The following is a 22,821-nucleotide window of genomic DNA, read 5'->3' on the forward strand; positions in this document are numbered from 1 at the left end:
GAAAAAAGGTTACATTGTTTATTATGTTTGATTTTGTCGTATTTGACAACAATATGGATGAACGCAAAAATGGCGCATCTTATTACTCAAGATTATTTAAATAAGGATAAAAAGCAACTAACAGTAAAAAGGAGTTTTTTTAGTATGACAATCAGAGTAGCTATTGCCGGTGCACGAGGCAAGATGGGAACAGAAGCAGTACATACAATCATGAATAATGACGGAATGGAGCTTGTATCAGCACTTGATTATAAAGAGGTCGGTACATCACTAGCCTTACTTGAAGAGTTTCCGAATCATTATGAAGTTCCGATTTATACTAATTTTGTTGAGCTTGTGCGTGAAACAAAGCCGGATGTACTTTTAGATTTAACAAATCCGCTTTGTGTTTATGAACGAACAAAACAGGCATTATTACATAACATACGTCCAGTTGTAGGGACGACCGGTTTTACCGACGAACAACTTGAAGAACTGCAGCAAATGGCAACAGAAAAACAATTAGGCTGTATTATTGCGCCAAATTTCGCGATTGGTGCAATATTAATGATGAAGTTTGCCAAAGATGCCGCAAAATATTTCCCGGATGTGGAAATTATCGAAATGCATCATGATCAAAAGCTAGATGCGCCATCTGGTACTGGTATTAAAACAGCACAAATGATCAGTGAAGTTCGAAAAGCGAAAAAGCAAGGGCATCCGGAAGAAAAAGAAACACATACTGGTGCAAGAGGCGCAAACTTTGACGGCATGCATATCCATTCAGTAAGACTTCCGGGTTTAGTTGCGCACCAGCAAGTACTGTTTGGCAGCACAGGTGAATTATTAACGATTCGTCATGATTCATTAAATCGCGGAAGCTTTATGAGCGGTGTTACATTTAGTATTGAAGAAGTAATGAAAACCAATACATTAATCTACGGATTAGAGAACATCATTTAGAAATGGGTTGATAATTATGAAAATAGCATTAATAGCACATGACCGGAAAAAAGATAATTTAATTCAGTTTGCGATTGCGTATCGCGATATTTTAAAAGAGCATGATCTATATGCGACAGGCACTACGGGTACGATGATTGAAGCGGAAACAAGACTTCCGATTACGAAGTTTCGCTCAGGTCCATTAGGGGGAGATCAGCAAATCGGTGCGATGATCGCCAATAATGATATGGATATGGTATTTTTCTTCCGTGATCCATTGACAGCACAGCCACATGAGCCGGATGTCATGGCATTAGTGCGGTTATGTGACTTGTATCATATACCGCTTGCGACAAATATGGGAACAGCAGAAATTCTATTAAAAGGGCTTCAGGAAGGTTTTGTTGACTGGCGCATTTTAGAAGAACGCAGAAAATAAAAAGGCAGTCAATTTTACTTTGTTTCATTTTTGAAGAAAGTTAAAATCGTATAGTTGAAAGGATGGGGAGCCGAATGAAAAAATTAAAAATTGGTATTACATGTTACCCGACAGTGGGAGGTTCGGGTGTAATTGCAACAGAGTTAGGCAAAATGTTAGCAGAACGAGGACATGAAATTCACTTTATTACTTCAAGTGTGCCATTTCGACTTAATAAAATTTATTCAAACGTTTTTTTCCACGAGGTGGAAGTGAATAATTATTCGGTATTTCAATACCCACCATACGATATTGCATTAGCAAGTAAAATGGCTGATGTTGTTAAAGAGGAAAAACTTGATTTATTACATGTTCATTATGCGATTCCTCATGCGGTTTGTGCGGTTTTGGCCCGCCATATGAGCGGCGAGAACTTTGGCATTGTCACAACACTTCACGGAACGGATATTTCTGTTTTAGGCGAAGATTCTACATTGGCACAGGCGATCAAGTATGGCATTGATTGTTCCGATGCAGTAACGACTGTTTCGGAATCATTGAAACAGCAGACATATGCTATGATCGATACGAAAAAACCGATTGAGACGATTTATAATTTCGTTGATGAGGACGTATTTAAGCCTGTGGATCCCGGCAATTTAAAAGAGCAATTTGGTATTTTGCCGCATGAAAAAGTAATTATCCATGTCTCGAATTTCCGTAAAATAAAAAATCTGCCTGACGTGGTCGATTCATTCCTGAAGATTCGTGAGCGCATGCCGGCCAAATTATTATTAGTCGGGGATGGACCGGAAAAGCATCGTGTCACAGATATTGTTAAAGATTCACCTTATACGGATGATGTATTGTTTTTAGGCAAGCAGGAAAACATTACAGAACTTTTTGCAATCAGTGATTTAAAGTTATTGCTTTCAGAAAAAGAATCGTTCGGGCTTGTATTATTGGAAGCTATGGCATGTGGTGTACCTGGCATAGGTACAGCGATAGGCGGGATTCCTGAAGTGATCGAACATGGTGTGAACGGCTATTTGGTTCCGCTTGGAGATACGCAAGCTGTCGCGGATTATGCGGTCGAACTGCTGCAGGATGAGAAAAGACATAAAGCTTTCAAAGAAGCCGCACTACAATCGGTACGCGAACAATTCCATGAATCAAAAATGGTTGAACAATATGAACGTATATATGAAAGTGTGGTTGAAAAAAAGAATGATTCCGCAACAATGGCAAGCGGCAAAGGAAGTCATTAAAAAGATTGAACATGCCGGTTTTGAAGCTTTTATTGTAGGAGGAGCGGTGCGGGATTATTATTTGCAAAAAGAAAATAATGATGTCGATATCGCAACGAGTGCATTGCCAGAAGAAATTCAAACAATCTTTTCCCAAACAATTGATGTCGGCATCGCTCACGGGACGGTCATTGTACTGGACTGTGGAGAACCAATCGAAGTAACAACTTACCGGACAGAGTCTACTTACAGTGACCATCGTCGTCCAGATACAGTAGAGTTCGTTCGAAATTTACAAGAGGATTTAAAACGCCGGGATTTTACAATGAATGCAATGGCCCTAAGTCAAACGGGAGAGTACATCGATTATTACAATGGCCGCCACCATATCGACAGCAAAGTTATTTGTGCTGTAGGGGAGCCTGATCAACGTTTTGAAGAAGATGCTCTCCGAATGCTGCGGGCTGTCCGATTTGCTGCACAGCTTCACTTCTCAATCGAGGAAAACACTTTCGAAGCAATCCGGAAAAAAGCAGCATCGATTGAATATGTTGCAATCGAGCGCATTCAAGTAGAACTTTCAAAGATTTTTATCTCTGCTCATGCTGCATTCGGTATTGAATATATGGAAAAAACGAATTTGGGTAATTTTCTATATGGCGATTTTACTTCTTCTGATTGGGCATGCTTTTATTCGGAAGACCGACAAGTTGGCTGGGCATATTTCTGTTTAGTAAACGGCAGTGAATTGACGCTCCTTACGAAGTATCGCTGTTCGAATAAGGATAAGCTCTTCGTGAAAACGGTGTTGGAAGCTTATGAAAGCCTGCTCAGTGGGATGAGCCTTGGTGATCTAATGCGCTTTGATACAACGATTCTTAAAACAGCCCACCAATTTACTATTTGGCAAAATCATAAACTTGAATTGAGTTATGAAGAATTAGTGGCACGAAAGAGCGTATTGCCGATTCAGCATGTGCATGAGCTTGCGATTACAGGAAAAGACTTGTTGGAGTGGTCCCCGAAAAAACGCGGCAGCTGGATTAAACAGACGCTTGATGCAGCAGTGGAAGTGGTCTTAAATGGGAAAGTCCAAAATGATAAACAACAATTAAAGGAATGGTTTTATGCATTTCACGATGAAGGATGAAATTTTGAAACGATTTTTGACTGCGGATGGAGAACCGATTTCCGGCCAAGTGTTGGCGGATGAGCTTAACGTCTCCCGAACAGCAATATGGAAGCATATGCAAACATTGAAACAGGAAGGCTATGAGTTTGAAACGGTAAAAAAACGCGGGTATAAACTGTTATCTGTACCGGATAAAGTGGATATGGGTCAATTACAGCAATTTTTGACAACGGAACGCTATGGCCGACAAGTTCATTATTATGAAACGGTTGAGTCGACACAGCTTGTTGCGCATGAACTTGTCCGAGCGGGTGCACCGGATGGCACGGTTGTTATCGCTGAGCACCAAAAGGCAGGGCGAGGGCGCATGATGCGTGAATGGGAATCGACAGAAGGACAAGGGATTTGGATGACTGTCATCATACGCCCGGATGTTGCCCCGCACCAGGCCCCACAATTTACTTTAGTTACTGCTGTGGCCATTGTTGAAGCGATGAAGTCGAGTTTTAAAAATTTCACACCTGAAATCAAATGGCCGAATGATATTTTAATCAACGGCAAAAAAACAACGGGAATTTTGACTGAAATGGTAGCTGAGGCTGATCGTATCCAGGCTTTACTCATTGGTATTGGGATTAATGTCAATCAGCAGAAGAGTGATTTCCCTGAACAGCTGCAATCGATTGCAACTTCGATTGCGATTGAAGAAGGAGAGCCGATTGAACGTGTGCATTTCGTCGCCGATGTGCTTGAATCATTGGAGAAATACAGTGACGAATACGTGAAAAACGGTTTTGGTCAAATTAAACAACTATGGGAACAGTCTTCGGGGACAATCGGAAAACAGGTGAAAGCAACAACACTCCGTGAAGTCGTTGAAGGGGAAGCTGTCAGTATTACTGAGAGCGGTGTCCTGGAAATTCGTAAAGAGAACGGAGAAATTATTGGTATTTATTCTGCTGATATTGAACTTTTATCGTAAAGGCCTCGTTAAAAAAAGTTTTTACAGTAATTATTTATTCTGTACGTTTTCTTCCAAACTTGTTATAGTAACTCTAGGACAGTATCTTAATAGAACTGTACCTGCAACTGCTAGTCAACATTAAAAAAATCTGCTTTGATCTACACAAGACAGAGACGGAAGAAAACGCGCATAAATTAATTCATTTTATACTGGTAATTCGATTCTATTTCCACTTAAAGTATGAAATGTGTTGAATTTACGTATGGTACTACCCTTCTGTCTAATTTTAGATAGAAGGGTATTTTTGTTTTCTTTCCACTTAAGGAGGAAGAATATGAAAACAACTGCACAGTTTTTAAAAATGAAAGAGCAAGGCGAAAAAATTGTCATGATTACCGCCTATGATTATCCCGCAGCGAAATTTTCCGAAGCGGCAGGTGTTGATATGATACTTGTCGGGGATTCCCTCGGGATGGTTGTACTAGGCTATGAATCGACAATGCGTGTAACTGTGGAAGATATGATTCACCATAGTAAAGCGGTTCGCCGAGGTGCACCAGATACGTTCATCGTCGTCGACATGCCATTTGGTTCTTATCACGGAGATGTGAACGAAACATTGAAAACGGCTGTGAAAATGATGCAGGAAACGAATGCAAATGCCGTAAAAGTAGAAGGGGCCGATGATATCGTACCTGTTATTAAGAAGTTAACCGATGCGGGTATCCCGGTAGTGGCACATTTAGGATTGCTGCCACAATCGGCAGGAGTTCTTGGAGGTTATAAAGTGCAAGGCAAAACAGCCGAGCAAGCGGAAAAATTAATAAAAGATGCTCTACTTGTTGAACAGGCAGGTGCATGTGCTGTCGTGCTGGAATGTATTCCACATCAGTTGACGGAAGTTGTCTCGCATAACTTAACGATCCCGACAATTGGCATCGGTGCAGGTGTAAAAGCTGATGGGCAAGTACTTGTATACCATGATTTATTACAATACGGAAAACATCATATACCAAAATTTGTTGAAGCATTCGCACAAGTCGGTGAAGAGGTAGCGAAGGGGATTACGAATTATACAAATGCTGTAAAATCAGGTACATTCCCGACCTTACAACAAAGTTTCACAATGAAAGAGACAGAGCTAATCGAGCTCTACGGAGGCGTAAAATAATGAACGTATTAACAACAATAGCCGAGTTGCGGGAAGTAGTTCAAATGGCAAAATACAATCGCCAATCAATCGGTCTTGTCCCGACAATGGGTTATTTACATGAAGGCCATCTAACATTGGCTGCAAACGCACGCAGCGAAAATGAACTTGTTATCATGAGTATATTCGTCAACCCAACACAATTTGGTCCAAATGAAGATTTTGAATCATACCCAAGAGATTTACCACGCGATACAGAATTGGCAAAATCGGTAGGGGTAGATTATATATTTGCACCGTCTGTAGAGGAAATGTATCCACACAATGGAGGGATTTCTATTCGTGCAGGACGGCAGGCGCATATTTTATGCGGAGCGACCCGTCCTGGTCATTTTGACGGAGTTTTGCAAGTCGTGGCGAAGCTCTTTAATTTAGTACAGCCGGACCGTGCTTATTTCGGTCAAAAGGATGCCCAGCAAGTGGCGATCATTCAAACAATGGTACGCGATTACAATTTCCCGGTGACAATCCGTGTTGTTCCGGTTGTACGCGAAGAGGACGGTTTGGCAAAATCAAGCCGCAACGTTTATTTGTCTGCTGAAGAACGTTCACAGGCACCTGCAATTCAGCAGGGACTACAACTGGCGAAAAGAGAGCTGTTGGAATCCGGAAGTGTGGAATCGGCAATTGCACTCGCAAAAAGAATCATCCATGACAACACAGATGGCCACGTTGATTATTTAATGATTTTATCTTACCCGGATTTACAGGAAATTGATGATCGGACAGAGCAAATCGTTGTTGCAGCTGCCGTTCAAATTGGTAAAACACGTTTAATCGATAATTTAATTTTTTCATTAAAAGGGGAAGTAATCCATGTTTAGAATGATGATGAACAGTAAAATCCACCGTGCCCAAGTGACCCAGGCAGATTTGAATTATGTTGGATCCATTACAATAGATGAAGATATTTTGGATGCGGTTGGAATGCTGCCGAATGAAAAAGTTCATATTGTCAATAACAACAACGGAGCACGCTTTGAGACATATATTATCGCCGGAGAGCGTGGTACAGGAGTTATTTGCGTAAATGGAGCAGCAGCTCGTCTTGTTCAAAAAGGTGATATTGTCATCATTATTTCTTACGTGTATGTGGATAATAAAGAAGTTGCCGAACATACTCCGACTGTTGCGATTATGGGGGAAAACAATACAATTAAAGAAATAATCGAATACGAACCGGAAGCAACAATTATGTAAAATTTATATATGAAAAGCTGTCATGAAGGATTATTCCTATATGACAGCTTTTTTTATATTACATTTTTGGTTTAAAAAGGATATTTTTGTAATTTTTATATCATCTCCTTGTAATCTTTTTGAAATATTAAATGTGTAGACTTGGATTTAGCTTTATTTTACAAAATAGACAAAAGATACAGGGGGAAATAATTAATATGTTTCAAAATAAACTATTATTTAGCTTTGCCTTCTTTGTGGTCACTGCCTTATTCTTCACAAGCGCGGCAATTGCAGCAACGCATACTGTGAAGAAAGGTGAGGAATTGGATGAAATTGCAGATCTTTATGACACATCAGTATATACATTGCTTGAATTAAATGAAGTTAACGACATAGAAGAAGTAACGGAAGGCTTCGTACTGAAATTACCGGATCATATTCAAAATAAGAAGGTTCCGGTTGAAAAAAAGGAGAAAAAGGAAACAATTGATGACTTTGAAGTTGTTAAAACTTTAACAGTTGAAGCAAGCGCTTTTACAGCATACTGTAAAGGATGTTCGGGAAAAACGGCGTCGGGAATTGACTTGAAGAAAAATCCGGATATTAAGCTGATTGCGGTTGATCCAAAGATTATCCCGCTTGGAACGAAAGTATGGGTGGAAGGGTACGGAATTGCAGTTGCTGGTGATACAGGCGGTTCGATTAAAGGAAACCGAATTGATGTTTTTGTTAAAACAAAAAAAATCGCGCTTAATTGGGGACGTAAAAATGTAGAAATTAAAGTATTAAAATAACGAATAAATGGGCGGCGAATGCGATTGGCATTTCGCTGCTTTTTATTTGTGTGAATATTGGGAATTGGAAGAATATCGGTGGGCGAATTGTTGCATTCACCATACTGTAATGCTAATGTGAAAAATGAGGTGGTATATATGGAAAAATTTGATTTAGCCGTCATTGGTGCAGGGCCTGGTGGATATGTAGCGGCAATCCATGCTGCAAAAAGCGGGTTAAAAGTAGCGCTTGTCGAAAAAGATAAAGTTGGTGGTGCCTGCTATAATGTCGGCTGTATTCCATCAAAAATTATGCTTGAGCATAGTAAGCTGGTGCAGGAAATTCGGCGCGGAACTGATTGGGGTGTGACGGTACCAACGATTAATATTGATTTTCCGAAGTTAATGCAGCGAAAAGATCAAGTGGTTGATGAACTGTTATCTAATATTGAAACATTTATCGGAAATGCACAGATCACAATGTTTCGGGGGAAGGCGACAGTGACCGCAGAACGAAAAGTGATTATCGGTAATGAGGCGTTTACAGCAGATCATGTCATTTTAGCAACAGGCAGCCGTCCGTTCGTTCCGCCATTTAAAGGGCTTGAAAACGCCAATTATCATACGACGGATACGTTTTTTTCGATCCAGGAGCTGCCGAAACAATTAACAATCATCGGAGGCGGGGTCATTGCAATTGAAATGGCATTTGCTTTAGCGCCAATGGGAACAAAAGTAACCGTATTAAACCATAGTAAAGATATTCTGCAAACAGAAGAACCGGATGCACGACCGATTATTAAAGAAAAAATGAAACAACTGGGAATTGAACTTGTGACCGACTTTACATTTGAAGAAATCCATGCTGACCATGTTCAAACATCAATCGGCAATTTCCCGTTTGAAAATTTACTGTTTGCTACAGGGCGCCGACCAAACACTGAAATTGCTGAAGCGCTGGAAATGCAGATGGATGGCCGTTTAATTAAAGTAAATAATCACTATGAAACGAGTATTTCCGGTATTTATGCGATAGGTGATTTAGTCGGCGGATTCCAGCTTGCCCACTCTGCAAGTGCAGAAGGTGTACATGCAGTAGACTATATTTTAGGAAAGCATCCGAAAGTGATCAATCAGCAGGAAATCCCGCGATGTGTATATACACATCCTGAAATTGCGACTTTCGGCATGCTGGAACACGAAGCACCTGCAGATAGTATTGTAACGAAGATGTATTTACCTACGAACCCTAAAGCATTGCTTGAAGGAAATACACAGGGCTTTATGAAGTTTGTGGCGAGTCCTGAAGGTGATATTTACGGGGCATGTGTCGTTGGTGATGGCGCGACGGAAATGATTAACTCTATGCTTGCGGCAAAAGTATTAGGAGGATCAGTAAAAGATTTGGCAAGGCTTATTTTCCCGCATCCGACGGTCAGCGAGCACGTCGGCGATGCGGCACGTTCTGTTTTCGGAAAAGCGATTCATGCAAAATAACTTGTTGCTACGGTGCAGTTGAGATGTACCGTAGCTTTTTTCAATCCAATTTCTTTTTTATTGTGCTGAATACTACTATACTTGTTGTATACAATTCCAACATGAGGTGACATATGAAAAATCAGTCAATGGAGCTTGTAGAAAAAGAAGTGGAAAACACATTATATCGATGTATTGATTTTAATATAGAAGAAAACTATATTGCGATGGGACAAGAGTTTGCTAAGGTGCTCGCGCTACTGCAGGAACATGGTCTTATTAGTCCGGCATTAAAAGTGATTACTGACCCGGAACAATGTCTGACGGAAACGCGTATATTGCTCGAAAGTCTGCAGGAAGCGCAAAAAAGGCATGCTTCACGGAGAAAACTGCTGACACATCGGCATATTTTAAATGTATGGCTCAGAAAAAATCAGTATTTTCAGCGAGAGGTTTTACCGGGTTTTTTCTAATCTATCTCTTTGTTTATGTATAAGAAATATTCACATAATGATAAAATGTTATTGCTTTTTCTTTTTTTATTGTTTAAAATAAAGCTAATCTTATACGAAGCAAGGCATGGTGGAGTCAGTCAAATCTGGCTCCTTCATGCCTTTTTGTATGGAAAAGGGGTATATTATGTTTATTTTTCAAATTGTTATCGTACTATTGGCTACTAAACTCGCAGGACATTTATCAGTACGTTTAGGCCAGCCTTCAGTACTCGGTAAAATTCTGATCGGTATCATTATCGGTCCTGCAATGCTTGGCTGGATTACTGACAATGAAATTATGCAAACATTCAGTCAAATAGGGGTGATTTTATTAATGTTTTTAGCCGGTTTGGAAACAGACCTGGAAGATTTAAATGCAAATATGAAGGGGGCAATTTTCGTAGCAATTGGCGGTGTCATTTTACCGATTGCAATGAGTTATCCGTTAGCATTGGCATTTGGCCTTACACAAGGTCAGGCGATTTTCATCGGATTAACATTAGCCGCTACATCTGTAAGTATTTCGGTTCAGACATTAAGTGAAATTGGTTGGCTGAAGAGTAAGGAAGGTTCTACTTTGCTAGGAGCTGCTGTACTGGATGATATTATCGTCGTTGTGTTAATTGCAATTGCAATGAGTTTCCTTGTAGGGGATGATGTTTCGATTCCAGCATTAATCGGCGGAAAAGTATTCTTTTTTGTTCTATTGGCTGTCGTAATGATATGGGTGATTCCGACATTCTTAAAACTGTTTAGCCGCCTGAAGGTAACGGAGGCCCTGTTAAGCGGAGCACTTGTTGCATGTTTTGCTTTAGCTTACATAGGAGAACATTATTTTGGTATTGCTACAATTATCGGAGCGTTCTTTATCGGTATTGCGATTGGACGTACTCCATTTAAAGATACAGTCGAACATAAAGTAGAACCGATTGCAAACGGGTTATTTGTGCCATTCTTCTTCGTAAGTATCGGATTGTCCGTTACATTCGCTGGAATTACAGAAAATATCTGGTTCTTAGTGATTTTCTCGATCGTGGCAATTATATCGAAGCTTATCGGTTCTGGTCTTGGTGCAAAATTGGCAGGCTTCAGCTGGAAATCTTCAACAGGTATCGGTGCCGGGATGATTTCTCGTGGTGAAGTTGCACTGATTCTCGCGGGTATGGGATTATCAAGCGGATTGCTGCCGGCGGAAGATTATACACCAATGGTAATCGTAATTATTATTACAACGTTGGTTACACCACCAATGTTAAAAGGTATTTTCGGAAATCGTTCAAATTTAATTGATTAATCTAGTTGAATGATTCCTCAAATTGTTGTATTCTATGTTTTAGGTGCCAAAACCTCGGTGAAGATTTAGTCTTCACAACAAAAGCCTCCACCAACAGCACGGATTTGCTGGGAAGCTTTTGAATTGTGCAGGGAGATGAGCCCCTGCACACCTATACATAGTATATTAACCTAGTGTTGTCCTTGAGGCGGCACTAGGTTTTTTTGTCGCCAAATAAAGTAGAGGTGCCCTTAAATTTTATTAGAACATTTAAGATATATTAGAAAACTTGGATGGATATTCGAATAACCGGAAAGGATATTAGCACAAACGGGACTTATTTTAGAACAGTTAGCGGTTATATTAGAAAATCGTGGCTTTATTAGAATAAATAAAATTTTATTAGATGGTTTTCGCAGCATTCCGCCTCCACGTTTCAGCCGTTCTATCCAATTACATGACCTCATCACCTCCAGTATGATAAAATGCCGTTATATTACTTGAACTGTGAGTTGAAGAAAAATGAAGGAAAGTCAAAAATATGCGATTGTCGACATTGAAACAACAGGGCATTCCCCTGCAAGCGGCGACCGTATGATTCAAATCGCCATTGTCATTATGCAAGGTTGGGAAATCGTTAAAAAATATTCTAAATTTATTAATCCGGGAAAACCGATTCCGTTATTTATACAGGATTTAACTAATATTACAGATGAAGATGTAAAAGATGCTTTACCATTTGAAGCGCATGCGGATTATATTTATGAGCTGCTTGAAGGGGCTGTATTTGTAGCCCATAATACAGATTTTGACTTGAATTTTTTACAGGCGGAGTTTAACCGTGCCGGAATATCGAAATGGCACGGAAAGAAAATCGACACGGTTGAATTGACTAAGATTTTGTTCCCGATGTCGTTAAGCTACAAATTATCGGATTTAGCGAATGATTTTCATATCGAGCTGCAAAGTGCACACCGCGCGGATGACGATGCACTCGCGACAGCGTACCTGCTTAAACATTGTTGGGAAGAGCTGTTAACATTGCCGCTCGTTACTTTGGAGCAATTGCATAAACGTTCTTTCCGTTTGAGAACAGACTTGTCCCAGTTGTTTTTTGATGCGCTTGTCATTAAACGCAATAAAGCATTAACGGATGAAGGGCATGTCTTTTACCGTAAAATAGCCATCCGCAAAATGGCACCGACGCCAAAAAGTGATGGAGATGAACTTGTTTACCCGCAAACAACAGATGAAAAGATGGCCTTATTATTAAAAGGGATTCCCGATTTTGAAGAGCGCCCGCAGCAGTTTCAAATGATGGACAGCATATGGCATGCATTCAACGCAAAGGCGGAACATGTCATTGAAGCATCAACGGGAATCGGAAAAACAATGGGTTATTTAGTGCCGTCGATTTATTATGCTAAGAAAACAAATCAGAAAATAGGAATCAGTACGTATACTTCCCATTTGCTGGATCAGCTTATGCAAAATGATATTCCGATATTGGAACAGGCGCTTGGCCAGCCGATTAAAATGACCTTGTTAAAAGGGATGAATCATTATATCGACGTCGAAAAATTCGAGAAAGAGCTGAAGACACAGGATGTTTCATATGATCAGACATTTACAGTACTGCAAACACTTATCTGGCTTTCGAAAACGGAGACGGGTGATTTAAGTGAACTGAATGTGTCGGGTGGTGGCCAGCTGCTCATTGATAAAATCCGAAAGACCGCATTGCCGAAAACGACAATGCCACTTTATGATTTTTATTCACGTGCAATTCAAAATAGTCGCCAGGCGGACATTATTGTAACAAACCATGCGATGCTGCTCAGTGATCTTGTACGCAATGAACAGATTTTTAATTCATTAGGCGGCTGGGTAATCGATGAGGCCCATCAGTTTATACAAGCTGCAATCAATCAGCACGAAAAAATATTCACTTATATGAATTGGAAATATTTATTTGGACAAATTGGTATACAGGAAGATGAACAGCTATTTTATAAGATCCGTCGAGTAGCAATAAAAAAACAGTTGTTGAATTATCAAACACTTGATCAGCTGGAAAAGCGCTATATTCAAATGGTCAATGCATTTGATACGGCAATGACGGTATTGCTTCGAGGAGTGAAAGAAGCGCATCATCACCAGACTAAGCAACTTCAGAAAATCGAAGTGTTCATTTCTGAATTGAAATTAGGTCGTGAAGTTTTAATGAAAGTTTCACTCACTGTGCAGCAATGGGTGGATGAAGCGACCGAGCTTATCCGGAAGTTTACTTCAAGTGTGGAAGAGCTTGCACCGGAGCATGAATATTTAATTGAGCAATGGCAGTATATCGTCAATGAGTTTACAATAAAACTGGCAGAATGGGATGATGTATTTTTAAGTGAAAATCCTGACTATTCATGCTGGCTTGAATTGGACCAGCGCAGTGTACCTGGCAGTATCCAGCTCTATAAAAAACCGATTGAAGTGACATCAACGATCAGGAAACTTTTTGATCCGATCCGTGAAAAAAGCGGCATTGTCTGGACATCCGGTACGTTAACAGTACCAAGTAATGAGCGTTTTATTACGAACCAGCTTGGGATCAATCCGATGATCCCGATTGAAAAGCTGCATGCGGACCCGAGTTATTATGACGGGGCAGAAGTGTATATTGTCAATGACATGCCTGACATTCAGGCCGTTTCACAGTCTGAGTATATCGAAGAGGTTGCACATGCCGTTACAAATACAGTGCGCATGACGAATGGAAGATGCTTTGTTTTATTCACGTCACAGGACATGCTACGTAAAACAGTCAACCTTATACAGGAAAGTGAATTGTTAAGCGACTATATGATTTTTGCGCAAGGTGTGACATCCGGAAGCCGTATGCGATTATTAAAGTCTTTCCAAAAGTTTAATCATTCCGTATTATTCGGAACGAACAGCTTCTGGGAAGGGGTCGATGTACCGGGCGACGGTTTGTCTGCGGTCATTGTTGTAAGGCTGCCGTTTTCTTCACCGGAAGAACCAGCGTTTAAAGCGCGGGCTAATTATATAACGCAGCAAGGGCGCAATTCCTTTACAGAACTGGCCCTGCCGGATGCCATTATCCGGTTCAAGCAAGGATTCGGCCGATTAATTCGTTCCAGCCATGATAAAGGGGTATTTATCGTTTTGGATCGACGGATTGAAACGAAATCATACGGACAACAGTTTATCGAGTCATTACCGCCAATTTCTATACAAAAACTGCCTCTACACAGTATGGTGCAAAGCTTAGGAAATTGGTATAATGAAAAACGATGAGGAAGGAAAGCAGGTTGACAAAAATGAAACAAAACTTTAAACAACATACAAATACATCGGATTGTAAGGTGCAGTTATGAAAAACTGGATTATCTTTTCGGTTGTCTTTATTTTATCTTTGTCGCTTGTTATTTCAGTGTTCGTATTTTGGAAGGCCAATGCACCGTTTAGTGAAATAGAACAAAAGGCGGAAAGTTTTGCGCTGGATACGAAAGCACTTGCTGTTGTTGATGATTCCTATGTTTACAATGGGAATAAGCCATATGTCACTGTTTTCGGAGTGGATGAGTATGGGAAGGAAAAGGCAGTCTTCGTCCCGATGAGTTTAGATGAGAATTCAATGCAGGAAGTATTTTTAGCAGATGGCATCACTGAAGAAAAGGCGTTGTCTGTTTTTCAGGAAGATACTGCTGCGAAAGAGATTCTTCATATGAAGTTAGGATTCGAGGAGCCGGGTCCAGTATGGGAAATTACCTATAAAAATGAATCCGGCAGCTTGAATTATGTCTATCTTCTATTTGAAGATGGGCAATGGTGGAAACGCATATTGAATTTGTAGAGGAGAGAGCAACATGAAACAATTGTTGGCAAATCGTGTAAAAACTTTAACACCATCTTCTACTTTAGCGATTACAGCTAAAGCGAAAGAGTTAAAGGAGCAAGGTATTGATGTAATTGGTTTAGGTGCAGGGGAGCCGGACTTTAATACACCGGAGAATATTTTAAATGCGGCAAAACAATCGATGGATGCTGGACTGACAAAATATACACCGGCTGGAGGTTTACCTGCTTTAAAGAAAGCAATTATTGATAAATTGGCTCGAGACAATAATCTTACATACAAAGCAAATGAGATAATCGTTGGTGTCGGAGCAAAACACGTTCTGTATACATTGTTCCAAGTTATTTTAAATGAGGGCGATGAAGTAATTATCCCAATTCCTTACTGGGTATCTTACCCTGAACAAGTGAAGCTTGCTGGCGGTGTTCCTGTATATGTGGAAGGAACACAGGAACAGAACTTTAAAATTACAGCACAGCAACTACGTAATGCCATTACAGAGAAAACAAAAGCGGTGATTATTAACTCGCCGTCCAATCCTTCTGGTATGATTTATTCGAAGGAAGAATTGGCTGAGCTTGCACAAGTGGCAGAAGAAAAGGATATTTTAATCGTTTCAGATGAAATTTATGAAAAGCTTGTTTACAATGGAATAGAGCATTATTCAATTGCGGAAGTTTCAGACGCAGTGAAAGCACGTACAATTGTTGTGAACGGTGTTGCAAAATCTCACTCTATGACAGGATGGCGCATTGGCTATGCAGCTGGTGACGCGACAATCATTAAAGCGATGACGGATTTAGCTTCTCACTCTACTTCAAATGCAACAACAACAGCACAATATGCAACGATTGAAGCATATAACGGCTCGCAGGATGCAGTAGAAAAGATGAGACAAGCGTTTGAATCACGTTTAGAAGCGATTTTCCCGAAATTAGCAGCAATTCCTGGTGTGAAAGTATTAAAACCACAAGGTGCTTTCTACTTATTGCCGGATGTTTCGGAAACAGCCGAGAAAACAGGCTATACTTCAGTGGACGATTTTGTATCGGCACTATTAACAGAAGCAAATGTTGCGGTCATTCCAGGTTCAGGATTTGGTGCACCAGCGACAATACGTTTATCGTATGCGACATCTTTAGAATTATTAGAAGAAGCAGTTCGCCGAATCGATGCCTTTGTTAAAGCAAAATGGCAAGATTAAGCGTCCTTGCAACATAAGCTTTGGAGGACTTTATGAAAAAAATTATGATTAAAGATATGCCAAATCATATTGGCGAAACAGTAAAAATTGGTACATGGTTAGCTAACAAACGTTCTAGCGGTAAATTAGCTTTCCTTCAGTTACGTGATGGCTCAGGCTTTGCGCAAGGTGTAGTTGTAAAAACAGAGGTGGGCGAAGAACTATTCGCAGTAGCTAAAGGCATGACACAGGAAACATCGATGTATGTTATTGGTGAAGTTAAAGCGGACGAGCGTTCTTCTTTCGGTGCTGAGTTAAATGTTACAGGTATCGAAGTAATCAGTCCTGCTAAAGACTACCCAATTACACCAAAAGAGCATGGTACAGAATTTTTAATGGATAACCGTCACTTATGGTTACGTTCTCGTAAACAACATGCAATCATGAAAGTACGTAACGAAATTATTCGCGCAACATATGAATTTTTCAATGAAAATGGCTTTACAAAAATGGATCCGCCAATCTTAACAGGTTCTTCACCTGAAGGTACGTCAGAGCTGTTCCATACAAAATATTTCGATGAAGACGCATTCCTATCTCAATCTGGTCAGCTTTACATGGAAGCTGCTGCAATGGCATTAGGAAAAGTATTCTCGTTTGGTCCTACATTCCGAGCAGAAAAATCTAAAACACGTCGTCACTTAATCGAATTCTGGATGATCGAGCCTGAAATGGCATTTGTTGAGCATGATGAAAGCTTGGAAGTACAGGAACAATACGTATCTCATATCGTACAATCTGTACTGAAAAACTGTAAGCTTGATTTAGAGCGTCTAGGCCGTGATACATCAAAACTTGAAAACGTGAAAGCACCATTCCCGCGTATTTCTTATGATGAAGCGATCGAGTTCTTACATGAGCAAGGCTTTGATGATATCCAGTGGGGTGATGACTTCGGTGCACCACACGAAACAGCAATTGCCAACCATTACGACAAACCAGTATTTATCACATGCTACCCGATCGGTATTAAACCGTTCTACATGCAGCCACACCCAGAGCGCGATGATGTCGTTTTATGTGCAGACTTAATCGCTCCTGAAGGCTATGGTGAGATTATCGGTGGTTCTGAACGTATTTATGATTATGAATTAATGAAATCTCGTTTAGAACAACATAACTTATCGATGGATGCATATGCATGGTATTTAGATTTATGTAAACAAGGTGCAGTACCTCACTCAGGCTTCGGTTTAGGGTTAGAGCGTACAGTTGCATGGATTTCCGGAACAGAACATATCCGTGAATCTATTCCGTTCCCACGTTTATTAAACCGTTTATATCCATAATTAATTTTAATTTATACAACGAGAAAACGTCCGGAATTTTGCCGGGCGTTTTGTCGTTACGAGCGCACAAAGGGGGATTCAACTATGTCTAAAAATTTTAATCGAATCCGCGTTTGGACGGAGCAATTACAAATTACTATTCCACAATTATTTTTTAAACATTATAGCGAACTAAATATACAAGATGACGAAGCATTAATCATTCTACATTTATTAACGTTCGAACAGGAAGGAATCGACTTTCCGACACCAAATGATTTAATGCAGCGGACAAATTTTCAATTGACGGCTATTTCTCAAATAATTCAACGCTTAATGCAAAAAGGATATGTCGAAATTTCTCAAAGCACTGATGAGTCTGGACGCCTTGCCGAGAAATATTCGATTTATCCTTTATGGGAAAGACTGCTGGATCTGCTGCAATCAAAAGCACAACAACAGGTTTCAACTGCCAACAAATTGGACGAGGCGAAAATTTTTCAGCTGTTTGAACAAGAGCTGGGACGCCTGCTTTCTCCAATGGAAATTGAAACAATCGGTATGTGGATGGACTTGGATCAGCATAGTCCTGAAATTATAAAAGCTGCATTAAAAGAAGCGGTACTTGCTGATAAAGTGAACTTACGCTACATTGACCGTATTTTGATCGAGTGGAAGAAGCGCAACATAAAAACACTCGCACAAATTGAAAAACATAGTGAGCAATACCGGAAAAATACGATGGCCGCAGCACCGATTCAACCGGTACATCAGCAAGAAACAGTTCAGAAAACGGAAAAAGTTTCTTTCTATAATTGGTTAGAGGAGCGAGAATAGGAGGACACCAAAACTTTTATGTTAACAAAAGCAAAATGGAATCACTTTTTAGATGAGATGGATCGCATGTTTCCGGATGCACATTGTGAATTAGTGCATGACAATCCGTTTGAGTTGACGATTGCGACATTATTATCTGCGCAATGTACAGATGTCCTCGTCAATAAAGTGACGAAACAATTATTTCAAAAATATAAAACTCCGCAGGATTATTTAAATGTTTCGCTTGAGGAACTGCAAAATGATATTCGTTCAATTGGCCTTTACCGGAATAAAGCGAAAAATATTCAATTATTATGTGCGCGTCTGTTAAATGAATATGGCGGGGAAGTTCCGGCATCTCGTGAAGATCTTGTCACATTGCCAGGTGTCGGCCGTAAAACAGCGAATGTTGTCTTGTCGGTTGCATTTGATATTCCTGCGATGGCTGTCGATACGCATGTAGAGCGTGTCTCGAAGCGATTAGGGCTTTGTCGTTGGAAAGACAGTGTGCTGGAAGTAGAAGAAACAATCATGAAAAAAACGCCGATTGAACGATGGAGCCGTGCACACCATCAAATTATTTTCTTTGGCCGTTATCATTGTAAAGCGCAAAATCCCGGCTGCGGGTCATGTCCGTTATTGGATGACTGTCGAGAAGGGCAAAAACGTTTGAAAAAAGGTTTGGTAAAAATAGGATGATTTCAGTTCAACAAGAGGCAATTTCAAAAGAAGTGGTGGACGCTTGGTACGGTGAATGGGAGACAATGCGTGAAACGATTCACGCAGCCCATGAACGACGTGACGGATCAGCACTGCAATTCATGGTAGAAGGAATCGAACATTTTGAACAGTTTATTGTAAACGGTTCTATTACAGATATACCGTTTTCAGTGCAAAGCGAGTATGAGCTCATGCCAATCAACGGGATGGAACGTCTGCAGTTTATAAAAGCTCGTCCAGGGCAATATGCATGCTATCGTCAATTGGACGAACTTTATAAAGAAACGAAAAAGCGCTGCGCAAGGCTGAGAATGAAAAAGTAAAATAACCGAACAATCGTTATTTTTCAACTTAAATAAAAAAGAAAAAACATCAATTTTTCTCCTTGTGAGAAAAATTGATGTTTTTTAGTTTAATCTTCTTCTGAGTCTTCAGGCCTTGTTTCGCCGCCCGAAGTAGGAGGGTTTGGTTGGTTCGGTACTGATGGATCAGGGTCGGACTCATCCGGCTCTACAGTATTACCGCTGCCATTGCCGTTGCCGTTATTTCCATTGCCATTGCCGTTTCCATTGTTTCCATTCCCGTTCCCGTTGTTGCCATTGCCATTGCCGTTATTCCCATTGTTGTTCCCGTTACCAGGCTGTTCCGGTTGTTCTGCTTCATTCGGATCTTCAATGGAGTCATTCGGATCTTCTGGCTCTGTTGTCGCATCGCCTTCGACGAATAATGCAACGCTTGCCGGATCACTTCGTAAATCACCCGAAATGGCTGTAACTGTAAATGTATATTCTTTACCTCGTTCGATGTTAGGTACTTGAATTGCGGTTGCGCTTGTCGTAGAAATGACCGTTGCCGGACCGCCATCAACTTTCATCGATACTTCAAATGTAACAGGATCTGTATCTTCACCGGAACCGTCAAGTGATGAATGTGACCAGGAAACATCTGCTAGTTGTGCTGCTTCATTGTATGCCGCTTGTAAACTAGTAGGTGAATCTAGATTTTGAGGTACAAATTCCTGCGTATACTCAGTTGGCTCGGTTCCTTTAACAAACAGCTCTGTTGCTTTTTGTGTAGCTGGTGTATATTCATTCGCCAGTTTTAATGGATTCGATCCGACAACAATCGAAGCCGATACGACACTGCTTGGCTGTTTAAATGATGACGACGGGTTATGCTGATTTAAATCCGTCATGATCGATTTGAACAATGTTTGTGGCAACCAGCGCTCTTCCCATGTTGTAATGGCATCTTTCCGCTGTGAATAACCGCCCCAAATAGCGATTGAGTAGTTTGTTGTATACCCGGCAAACCATGTATCCGGTACTGAGCCACTCTTTAAATTGAACTTTTCAAATTCATCTGAGCCATAGTTTGTTGTACCTGTTTTACCGGCGATATCAACGCCTGATACTATCGCACGTGTCGCAGAGGCATTGCGTTTGTTACTAACTACATCACGTAAAATATCCGTTACCATATAAGCGGTATAATCACTCATTGCTTTTTTGGATTCCGGTTTAAACGATTTTGATGTTTTTCCATCACGGAAAACAATCTTAGTAATGGCATGCGGACTATTATAAGTACCGTTGTTGCCGAATGCTGCATAAGAAGCGGCCATTTGGACAGGAGAAATATTGACGCGTCCTCCACCTAAAGCCTCGGATTCTGTTAATCCGCTTGACTCAATACCTAAATTGCCTAAAAACTCTTTAGCACGTTCCGGACCAACTTCACGGAAAGTCTTCACTGCCGGAATATTTCGTGATGTATAGAGTGCTTCACGTACTGTCATCGTACCTAAATAGCGGCCGTCCCAGTTCCCGATAACTTGATCTGAACCGGAATACGTAATTTTTTCATCGACCGTTGTTTGACCAGTCGACCATTTTAAATATTCAATGGCAGGACCATAATCAATTAAAGGTTTTAAAGTCGAACCAGGCTGGCGGGTTGTCATATCGTAGGCGAAGTTATAGTTGAATTCACCTGTATAATTGCGTCCGCCGCCAATTGCACGAATTTCACCTGTTGGTGTATCGATGACTGCAACACCGGCCTGCATCTCTTCAGTAGGGAAGTTGCTGTCATTGTTCATCAAATCTTCTACAATCGTCTGTGCTTTTGGATCTAGCGTTGTATAAACTTTGATCCCTTCGGAAGTCAGTTCGCTATCACCATTTTTTTCGAGTTCTGCTAAAACGACATCCAAAAATGCAGGATATTTCGTTGTACTGTTTGCTACACGCTCTTCTTCAGGAATGAGCCCGCCAGTAATAGGTTCCTTTTTCGCTTTTTCCGCTTCAGCTTCGGTAATTTTCCCGTGCTGAACCATTAAGCCTAAAACGATATTACGGCGTTTTTTTGCACGGTCCGGCTTTTTGTATGGGTTATAATTGTTCGGACTTTGCGGCATCCCTGCTAATTGAGCATATTCAGCCAATGATAATTCACTTAATTCTTTTCCGTAAAATTCTTTTGCTGCTGTACCAAAGCCATGAATTCTACCTGACATTAGGATTTTATTAAAGTACATTTCAAAAATTTCTTCTTTACTATATTGACGTTCCAGCTTAATTGCGAGCCAAGCTTCCTGCGCTTTACGCTCCAGCTTTTTCTCATTGGTAAAGAATGAGTTTTTTACAACTTGCTGTGTAATTGTACTCGCACCTTGAGCACCAAATCCATCACGGAAGTTGGCAAGTACGGCACCGCCAAGGCGCCACAAGTCAACACCGAAGTGATCAAAAAATCGTGCATCTTCTGTTGCGATAATCGCGTCAATCATTTGCTGTGGAATATCTTCATATTTTACATAATTTCGTTTTTCTGCACCAATTGTTGCAAAAAGTTCTCCATTTATATCATAAAATTCCGATGAAATCGGATCCTTTAATGCATCCTCATCCAGTTCAGGTGCTTTGCTTACATAGTAGCCAAACAATGCGGCACCACTTAAGAAACCAATTACCCCAATTAAAACGATTGCTAAGACAATGCGCTTAATCCATTTCCCTGCAGAAGTTTTCGGTTTTCTGGATTTTTTGTTTTTTTGTTGACGTTCGCGCTTAATTTGTTCGCGTGTTTTTCTATTTTCCGTCACGATGTTTCTCCTCACTTTCACAAACATTATTGTTTGCGATTAACTTTTTTACCGCCTGTAAGTAATCGAGCCTTGGCAAATAGCCTTCGGATATTTCGATGGCATCCTGCTCAAAAACGGCGATTGGTATAGATTTTCTTCCCCCTTCATCCATTGCTGAAAACCATTTTGCCACAGCATGATACGAAATGACAAAATTACGGTTTAACGTGCTGAATCGTACAATGAAAAACGCAACTCCTCGTTGATTTGTCACGGAATGCATATGATCCATTTGGTGAGGGTGAATGTTTTTTAATGGAAAGGATGTTTTACTATCCGTTTCTTTTGCTTCAAAGTCAATGTAATATCCATTCCATACGCCATTATAATCCGTCGTTGAAGGGGTGCGGAAATAAGCCTCTTTAATAACAGCAGCACTTCTAGCCGGATAATCTACTTTGACGATTTGTATAGGAACAGGTTTCTTGTGTATATTTGCCATATTCCTATGTAAATAAAACATATTTGTTTCATTTAGGTCATCTTCTAAGCTTTTTCCACGGTTACTGTAATTGACGGCTCTTTTATTTTTTTCTTTAGCAACCGATTGAGATTTAGCGGATTCCTTTTTTTTCTCAATCTTTGGCGCACTTTCATAGAGTTTCCCGTTTGGATAACGAATCACCATGGAATCACCTTCTTTCCTGGAAGAAATAATA

At 40.4% G+C, this 22,821-nt stretch carries 21 protein-coding genes; 19 read left to right on the forward strand and 2 right to left on the reverse strand.

The window, feature by feature from the left end; all coding sequences use genetic code 11:
* Positions 1 to 144: 144 nt before the first annotated feature.
* From dapB to AC6CH1_RS04500, 19 genes are all read left to right on the forward strand, one after another.
* The gene (gene dapB / locus AC6CH1_RS04410; RefSeq protein ID WP_251688846.1) at positions 145 to 942 is read left to right on the forward strand and encodes a 4-hydroxy-tetrahydrodipicolinate reductase; all 798 of its coding nucleotides are present in this window, start codon (positions 145 to 147) and stop codon (positions 940 to 942) included.
* A gap of 16 nt (positions 943 to 958) precedes the next feature.
* On the forward strand, positions 959 to 1,363 hold the full coding sequence (gene mgsA, locus AC6CH1_RS04415; protein ID WP_251688844.1) for a methylglyoxal synthase: 405 nt from the start codon (positions 959 to 961) through the stop codon (positions 1,361 to 1,363).
* Positions 1,364 to 1,437: 74 nt separating this feature from the next.
* Complete coding sequence (gene bshA, locus AC6CH1_RS04420; protein WP_498316422.1) at positions 1,438 to 2,610, forward strand: N-acetyl-alpha-D-glucosaminyl L-malate synthase BshA; 1,173 nt, start codon at positions 1,438 to 1,440, stop codon at positions 2,608 to 2,610.
* Positions 2,570 to 3,739, forward strand: a complete 1,170-nt coding sequence (locus tag AC6CH1_RS04425; RefSeq protein WP_251688840.1) for a CCA tRNA nucleotidyltransferase — start codon at positions 2,570 to 2,572, stop codon at positions 3,737 to 3,739. The genes bshA and AC6CH1_RS04425 overlap by 41 nt, the downstream gene beginning before the upstream one ends.
* Positions 3,717 to 4,703, forward strand: coding sequence for a biotin--[acetyl-CoA-carboxylase] ligase (locus AC6CH1_RS04430; RefSeq protein WP_498316423.1), 987 nt, complete (start codon positions 3,717 to 3,719; stop codon positions 4,701 to 4,703). The genes AC6CH1_RS04425 and AC6CH1_RS04430 overlap by 23 nt, the downstream gene beginning before the upstream one ends.
* A 316-nt stretch (positions 4,704 to 5,019) precedes the next feature.
* Positions 5,020 to 5,856: a 3-methyl-2-oxobutanoate hydroxymethyltransferase gene (gene panB / locus AC6CH1_RS04435; RefSeq protein ID WP_251688836.1), complete on the forward strand. Its 837-nt coding sequence runs from the start codon at positions 5,020 to 5,022 to the stop codon at positions 5,854 to 5,856.
* Positions 5,856 to 6,719, forward strand: coding sequence for a pantoate--beta-alanine ligase (panC, locus tag AC6CH1_RS04440; RefSeq protein ID WP_251688835.1), 864 nt, complete (start codon positions 5,856 to 5,858; stop codon positions 6,717 to 6,719). The genes panB and panC overlap by 1 nt, the downstream gene beginning before the upstream one ends.
* Positions 6,712 to 7,095, forward strand: a complete 384-nt coding sequence (panD, locus tag AC6CH1_RS04445) for an aspartate 1-decarboxylase (RefSeq protein WP_498316424.1) — start codon at positions 6,712 to 6,714, stop codon at positions 7,093 to 7,095. The genes panC and panD overlap by 8 nt, the downstream gene beginning before the upstream one ends.
* 197 nt (positions 7,096 to 7,292) lie before the next feature.
* Positions 7,293 to 7,871, forward strand: a complete 579-nt coding sequence (locus AC6CH1_RS04450; RefSeq protein WP_285848801.1) for a 3D domain-containing protein — start codon at positions 7,293 to 7,295, stop codon at positions 7,869 to 7,871.
* A 138-nt stretch (positions 7,872 to 8,009) separates the two neighbouring features.
* Positions 8,010 to 9,347, forward strand: a complete 1,338-nt coding sequence (lpdA, locus tag AC6CH1_RS04455; RefSeq protein WP_498316425.1) for a dihydrolipoyl dehydrogenase — start codon at positions 8,010 to 8,012, stop codon at positions 9,345 to 9,347.
* A 113-nt stretch (positions 9,348 to 9,460) separates the two neighbouring features.
* Positions 9,461 to 9,799, forward strand: coding sequence for a transketolase (locus AC6CH1_RS04460; protein ID WP_498316426.1), 339 nt, complete (start codon positions 9,461 to 9,463; stop codon positions 9,797 to 9,799).
* A gap of 166 nt (positions 9,800 to 9,965) precedes the next feature.
* Positions 9,966 to 11,114: a cation:proton antiporter gene (locus AC6CH1_RS04465; RefSeq protein WP_427710622.1), complete on the forward strand. Its 1,149-nt coding sequence runs from the start codon at positions 9,966 to 9,968 to the stop codon at positions 11,112 to 11,114.
* Between the two features lie 501 nt (positions 11,115 to 11,615).
* Positions 11,616 to 14,402: an ATP-dependent DNA helicase DinG gene (dinG, locus tag AC6CH1_RS04470; protein WP_498316427.1), complete on the forward strand. Its 2,787-nt coding sequence runs from the start codon at positions 11,616 to 11,618 to the stop codon at positions 14,400 to 14,402.
* A gap of 76 nt (positions 14,403 to 14,478) precedes the next feature.
* On the forward strand, positions 14,479 to 14,961 hold the full coding sequence (locus AC6CH1_RS04475; protein ID WP_251688829.1) for a cell wall elongation regulator TseB-like domain-containing protein: 483 nt from the start codon (positions 14,479 to 14,481) through the stop codon (positions 14,959 to 14,961).
* 13 nt (positions 14,962 to 14,974) lie between these two features.
* Complete coding sequence (locus AC6CH1_RS04480) at positions 14,975 to 16,168, forward strand: pyridoxal phosphate-dependent aminotransferase (protein WP_251688828.1); 1,194 nt, start codon at positions 14,975 to 14,977, stop codon at positions 16,166 to 16,168.
* Positions 16,169 to 16,200: 32 nt separating this feature from the next.
* On the forward strand, positions 16,201 to 17,496 hold the full coding sequence (asnS, locus tag AC6CH1_RS04485; RefSeq protein WP_498316428.1) for an asparagine--tRNA ligase: 1,296 nt from the start codon (positions 16,201 to 16,203) through the stop codon (positions 17,494 to 17,496).
* Between the two features lie 84 nt (positions 17,497 to 17,580).
* Complete coding sequence (locus AC6CH1_RS04490; RefSeq protein ID WP_251688826.1) at positions 17,581 to 18,312, forward strand: DnaD domain-containing protein; 732 nt, start codon at positions 17,581 to 17,583, stop codon at positions 18,310 to 18,312.
* 18 nt (positions 18,313 to 18,330) lie between these two features.
* Positions 18,331 to 18,993: an endonuclease III gene (gene nth, locus AC6CH1_RS04495; protein WP_251688824.1), complete on the forward strand. Its 663-nt coding sequence runs from the start codon at positions 18,331 to 18,333 to the stop codon at positions 18,991 to 18,993.
* A complete protein-coding gene (locus AC6CH1_RS04500) occupies positions 18,990 to 19,337 on the forward strand; it encodes a YpoC family protein (RefSeq protein WP_251688822.1) in 348 nt (115 codons plus the stop codon). Before nth ends, AC6CH1_RS04500 begins: the two co-directional genes overlap by 4 nt.
* 89 nt (positions 19,338 to 19,426) lie before the next feature.
* Here the strand turns inward: AC6CH1_RS04500 and AC6CH1_RS04505 are convergent, their stop codons facing one another.
* Positions 19,427 to 22,120, reverse strand: coding sequence for a PBP1A family penicillin-binding protein (locus AC6CH1_RS04505; RefSeq protein WP_251688820.1), 2,694 nt, complete (start codon positions 22,118 to 22,120; stop codon positions 19,427 to 19,429).
* On the reverse strand, positions 22,107 to 22,790 hold the full coding sequence (gene recU, locus AC6CH1_RS04510) for a Holliday junction resolvase RecU (protein WP_251688818.1): 684 nt from the start codon (positions 22,788 to 22,790) through the stop codon (positions 22,107 to 22,109). The genes AC6CH1_RS04505 and recU overlap by 14 nt, the downstream gene beginning before the upstream one ends.
* Positions 22,791 to 22,821 lie beyond the last annotated feature (31 nt).

It is taken from the genome of Solibacillus sp. GQ1 (genome assembly GCF_059758555.1).

Coding starts and splice junctions, on each gene's coding strand:
- dapB (WP_251688846.1), top strand. CDS start 145: ATGACAATCAGAGTAGCTATTGCCGGTGCACGAGGCAAGATGGGAACA.
- AC6CH1_RS04480 (WP_251688828.1), top strand. CDS start 14,975: ATGAAACAATTGTTGGCAAATCGTGTAAAAACTTTAACACCATCTTCT.
- AC6CH1_RS04430 (WP_498316423.1), top strand. CDS start 3,717: ATGCATTTCACGATGAAGGATGAAATTTTGAAACGATTTTTGACTGCG.
- AC6CH1_RS04490 (WP_251688826.1), top strand. CDS start 17,581: ATGTCTAAAAATTTTAATCGAATCCGCGTTTGGACGGAGCAATTACAA.
- AC6CH1_RS04460 (WP_498316426.1), top strand. CDS start 9,461: ATGAAAAATCAGTCAATGGAGCTTGTAGAAAAAGAAGTGGAAAACACA.
- bshA (WP_498316422.1), top strand. CDS start 1,438: ATGAAAAAATTAAAAATTGGTATTACATGTTACCCGACAGTGGGAGGT.
- AC6CH1_RS04500 (WP_251688822.1), top strand. CDS start 18,990: ATGATTTCAGTTCAACAAGAGGCAATTTCAAAAGAAGTGGTGGACGCT.
- panC (WP_251688835.1), top strand. CDS start 5,856: ATGAACGTATTAACAACAATAGCCGAGTTGCGGGAAGTAGTTCAAATG.
- AC6CH1_RS04450 (WP_285848801.1), top strand. CDS start 7,293: ATGTTTCAAAATAAACTATTATTTAGCTTTGCCTTCTTTGTGGTCACT.
- AC6CH1_RS04465 (WP_427710622.1), top strand. CDS start 9,966: ATGTTTATTTTTCAAATTGTTATCGTACTATTGGCTACTAAACTCGCA.
- mgsA (WP_251688844.1), top strand. CDS start 959: ATGAAAATAGCATTAATAGCACATGACCGGAAAAAAGATAATTTAATT.
- panD (WP_498316424.1), top strand. CDS start 6,712: ATGTTTAGAATGATGATGAACAGTAAAATCCACCGTGCCCAAGTGACC.
- AC6CH1_RS04425 (WP_251688840.1), top strand. CDS start 2,570: ATGATTCCGCAACAATGGCAAGCGGCAAAGGAAGTCATTAAAAAGATT.
- dinG (WP_498316427.1), top strand. CDS start 11,616: ATGAAGGAAAGTCAAAAATATGCGATTGTCGACATTGAAACAACAGGG.
- nth (WP_251688824.1), top strand. CDS start 18,331: ATGTTAACAAAAGCAAAATGGAATCACTTTTTAGATGAGATGGATCGC.
- lpdA (WP_498316425.1), top strand. CDS start 8,010: ATGGAAAAATTTGATTTAGCCGTCATTGGTGCAGGGCCTGGTGGATAT.
- panB (WP_251688836.1), top strand. CDS start 5,020: ATGAAAACAACTGCACAGTTTTTAAAAATGAAAGAGCAAGGCGAAAAA.
- recU (WP_251688818.1), bottom strand. CDS start 22,790: ATGGTGATTCGTTATCCAAACGGGAAACTCTATGAAAGTGCGCCAAAG.
- AC6CH1_RS04475 (WP_251688829.1), top strand. CDS start 14,479: ATGAAAAACTGGATTATCTTTTCGGTTGTCTTTATTTTATCTTTGTCG.
- asnS (WP_498316428.1), top strand. CDS start 16,201: ATGAAAAAAATTATGATTAAAGATATGCCAAATCATATTGGCGAAACA.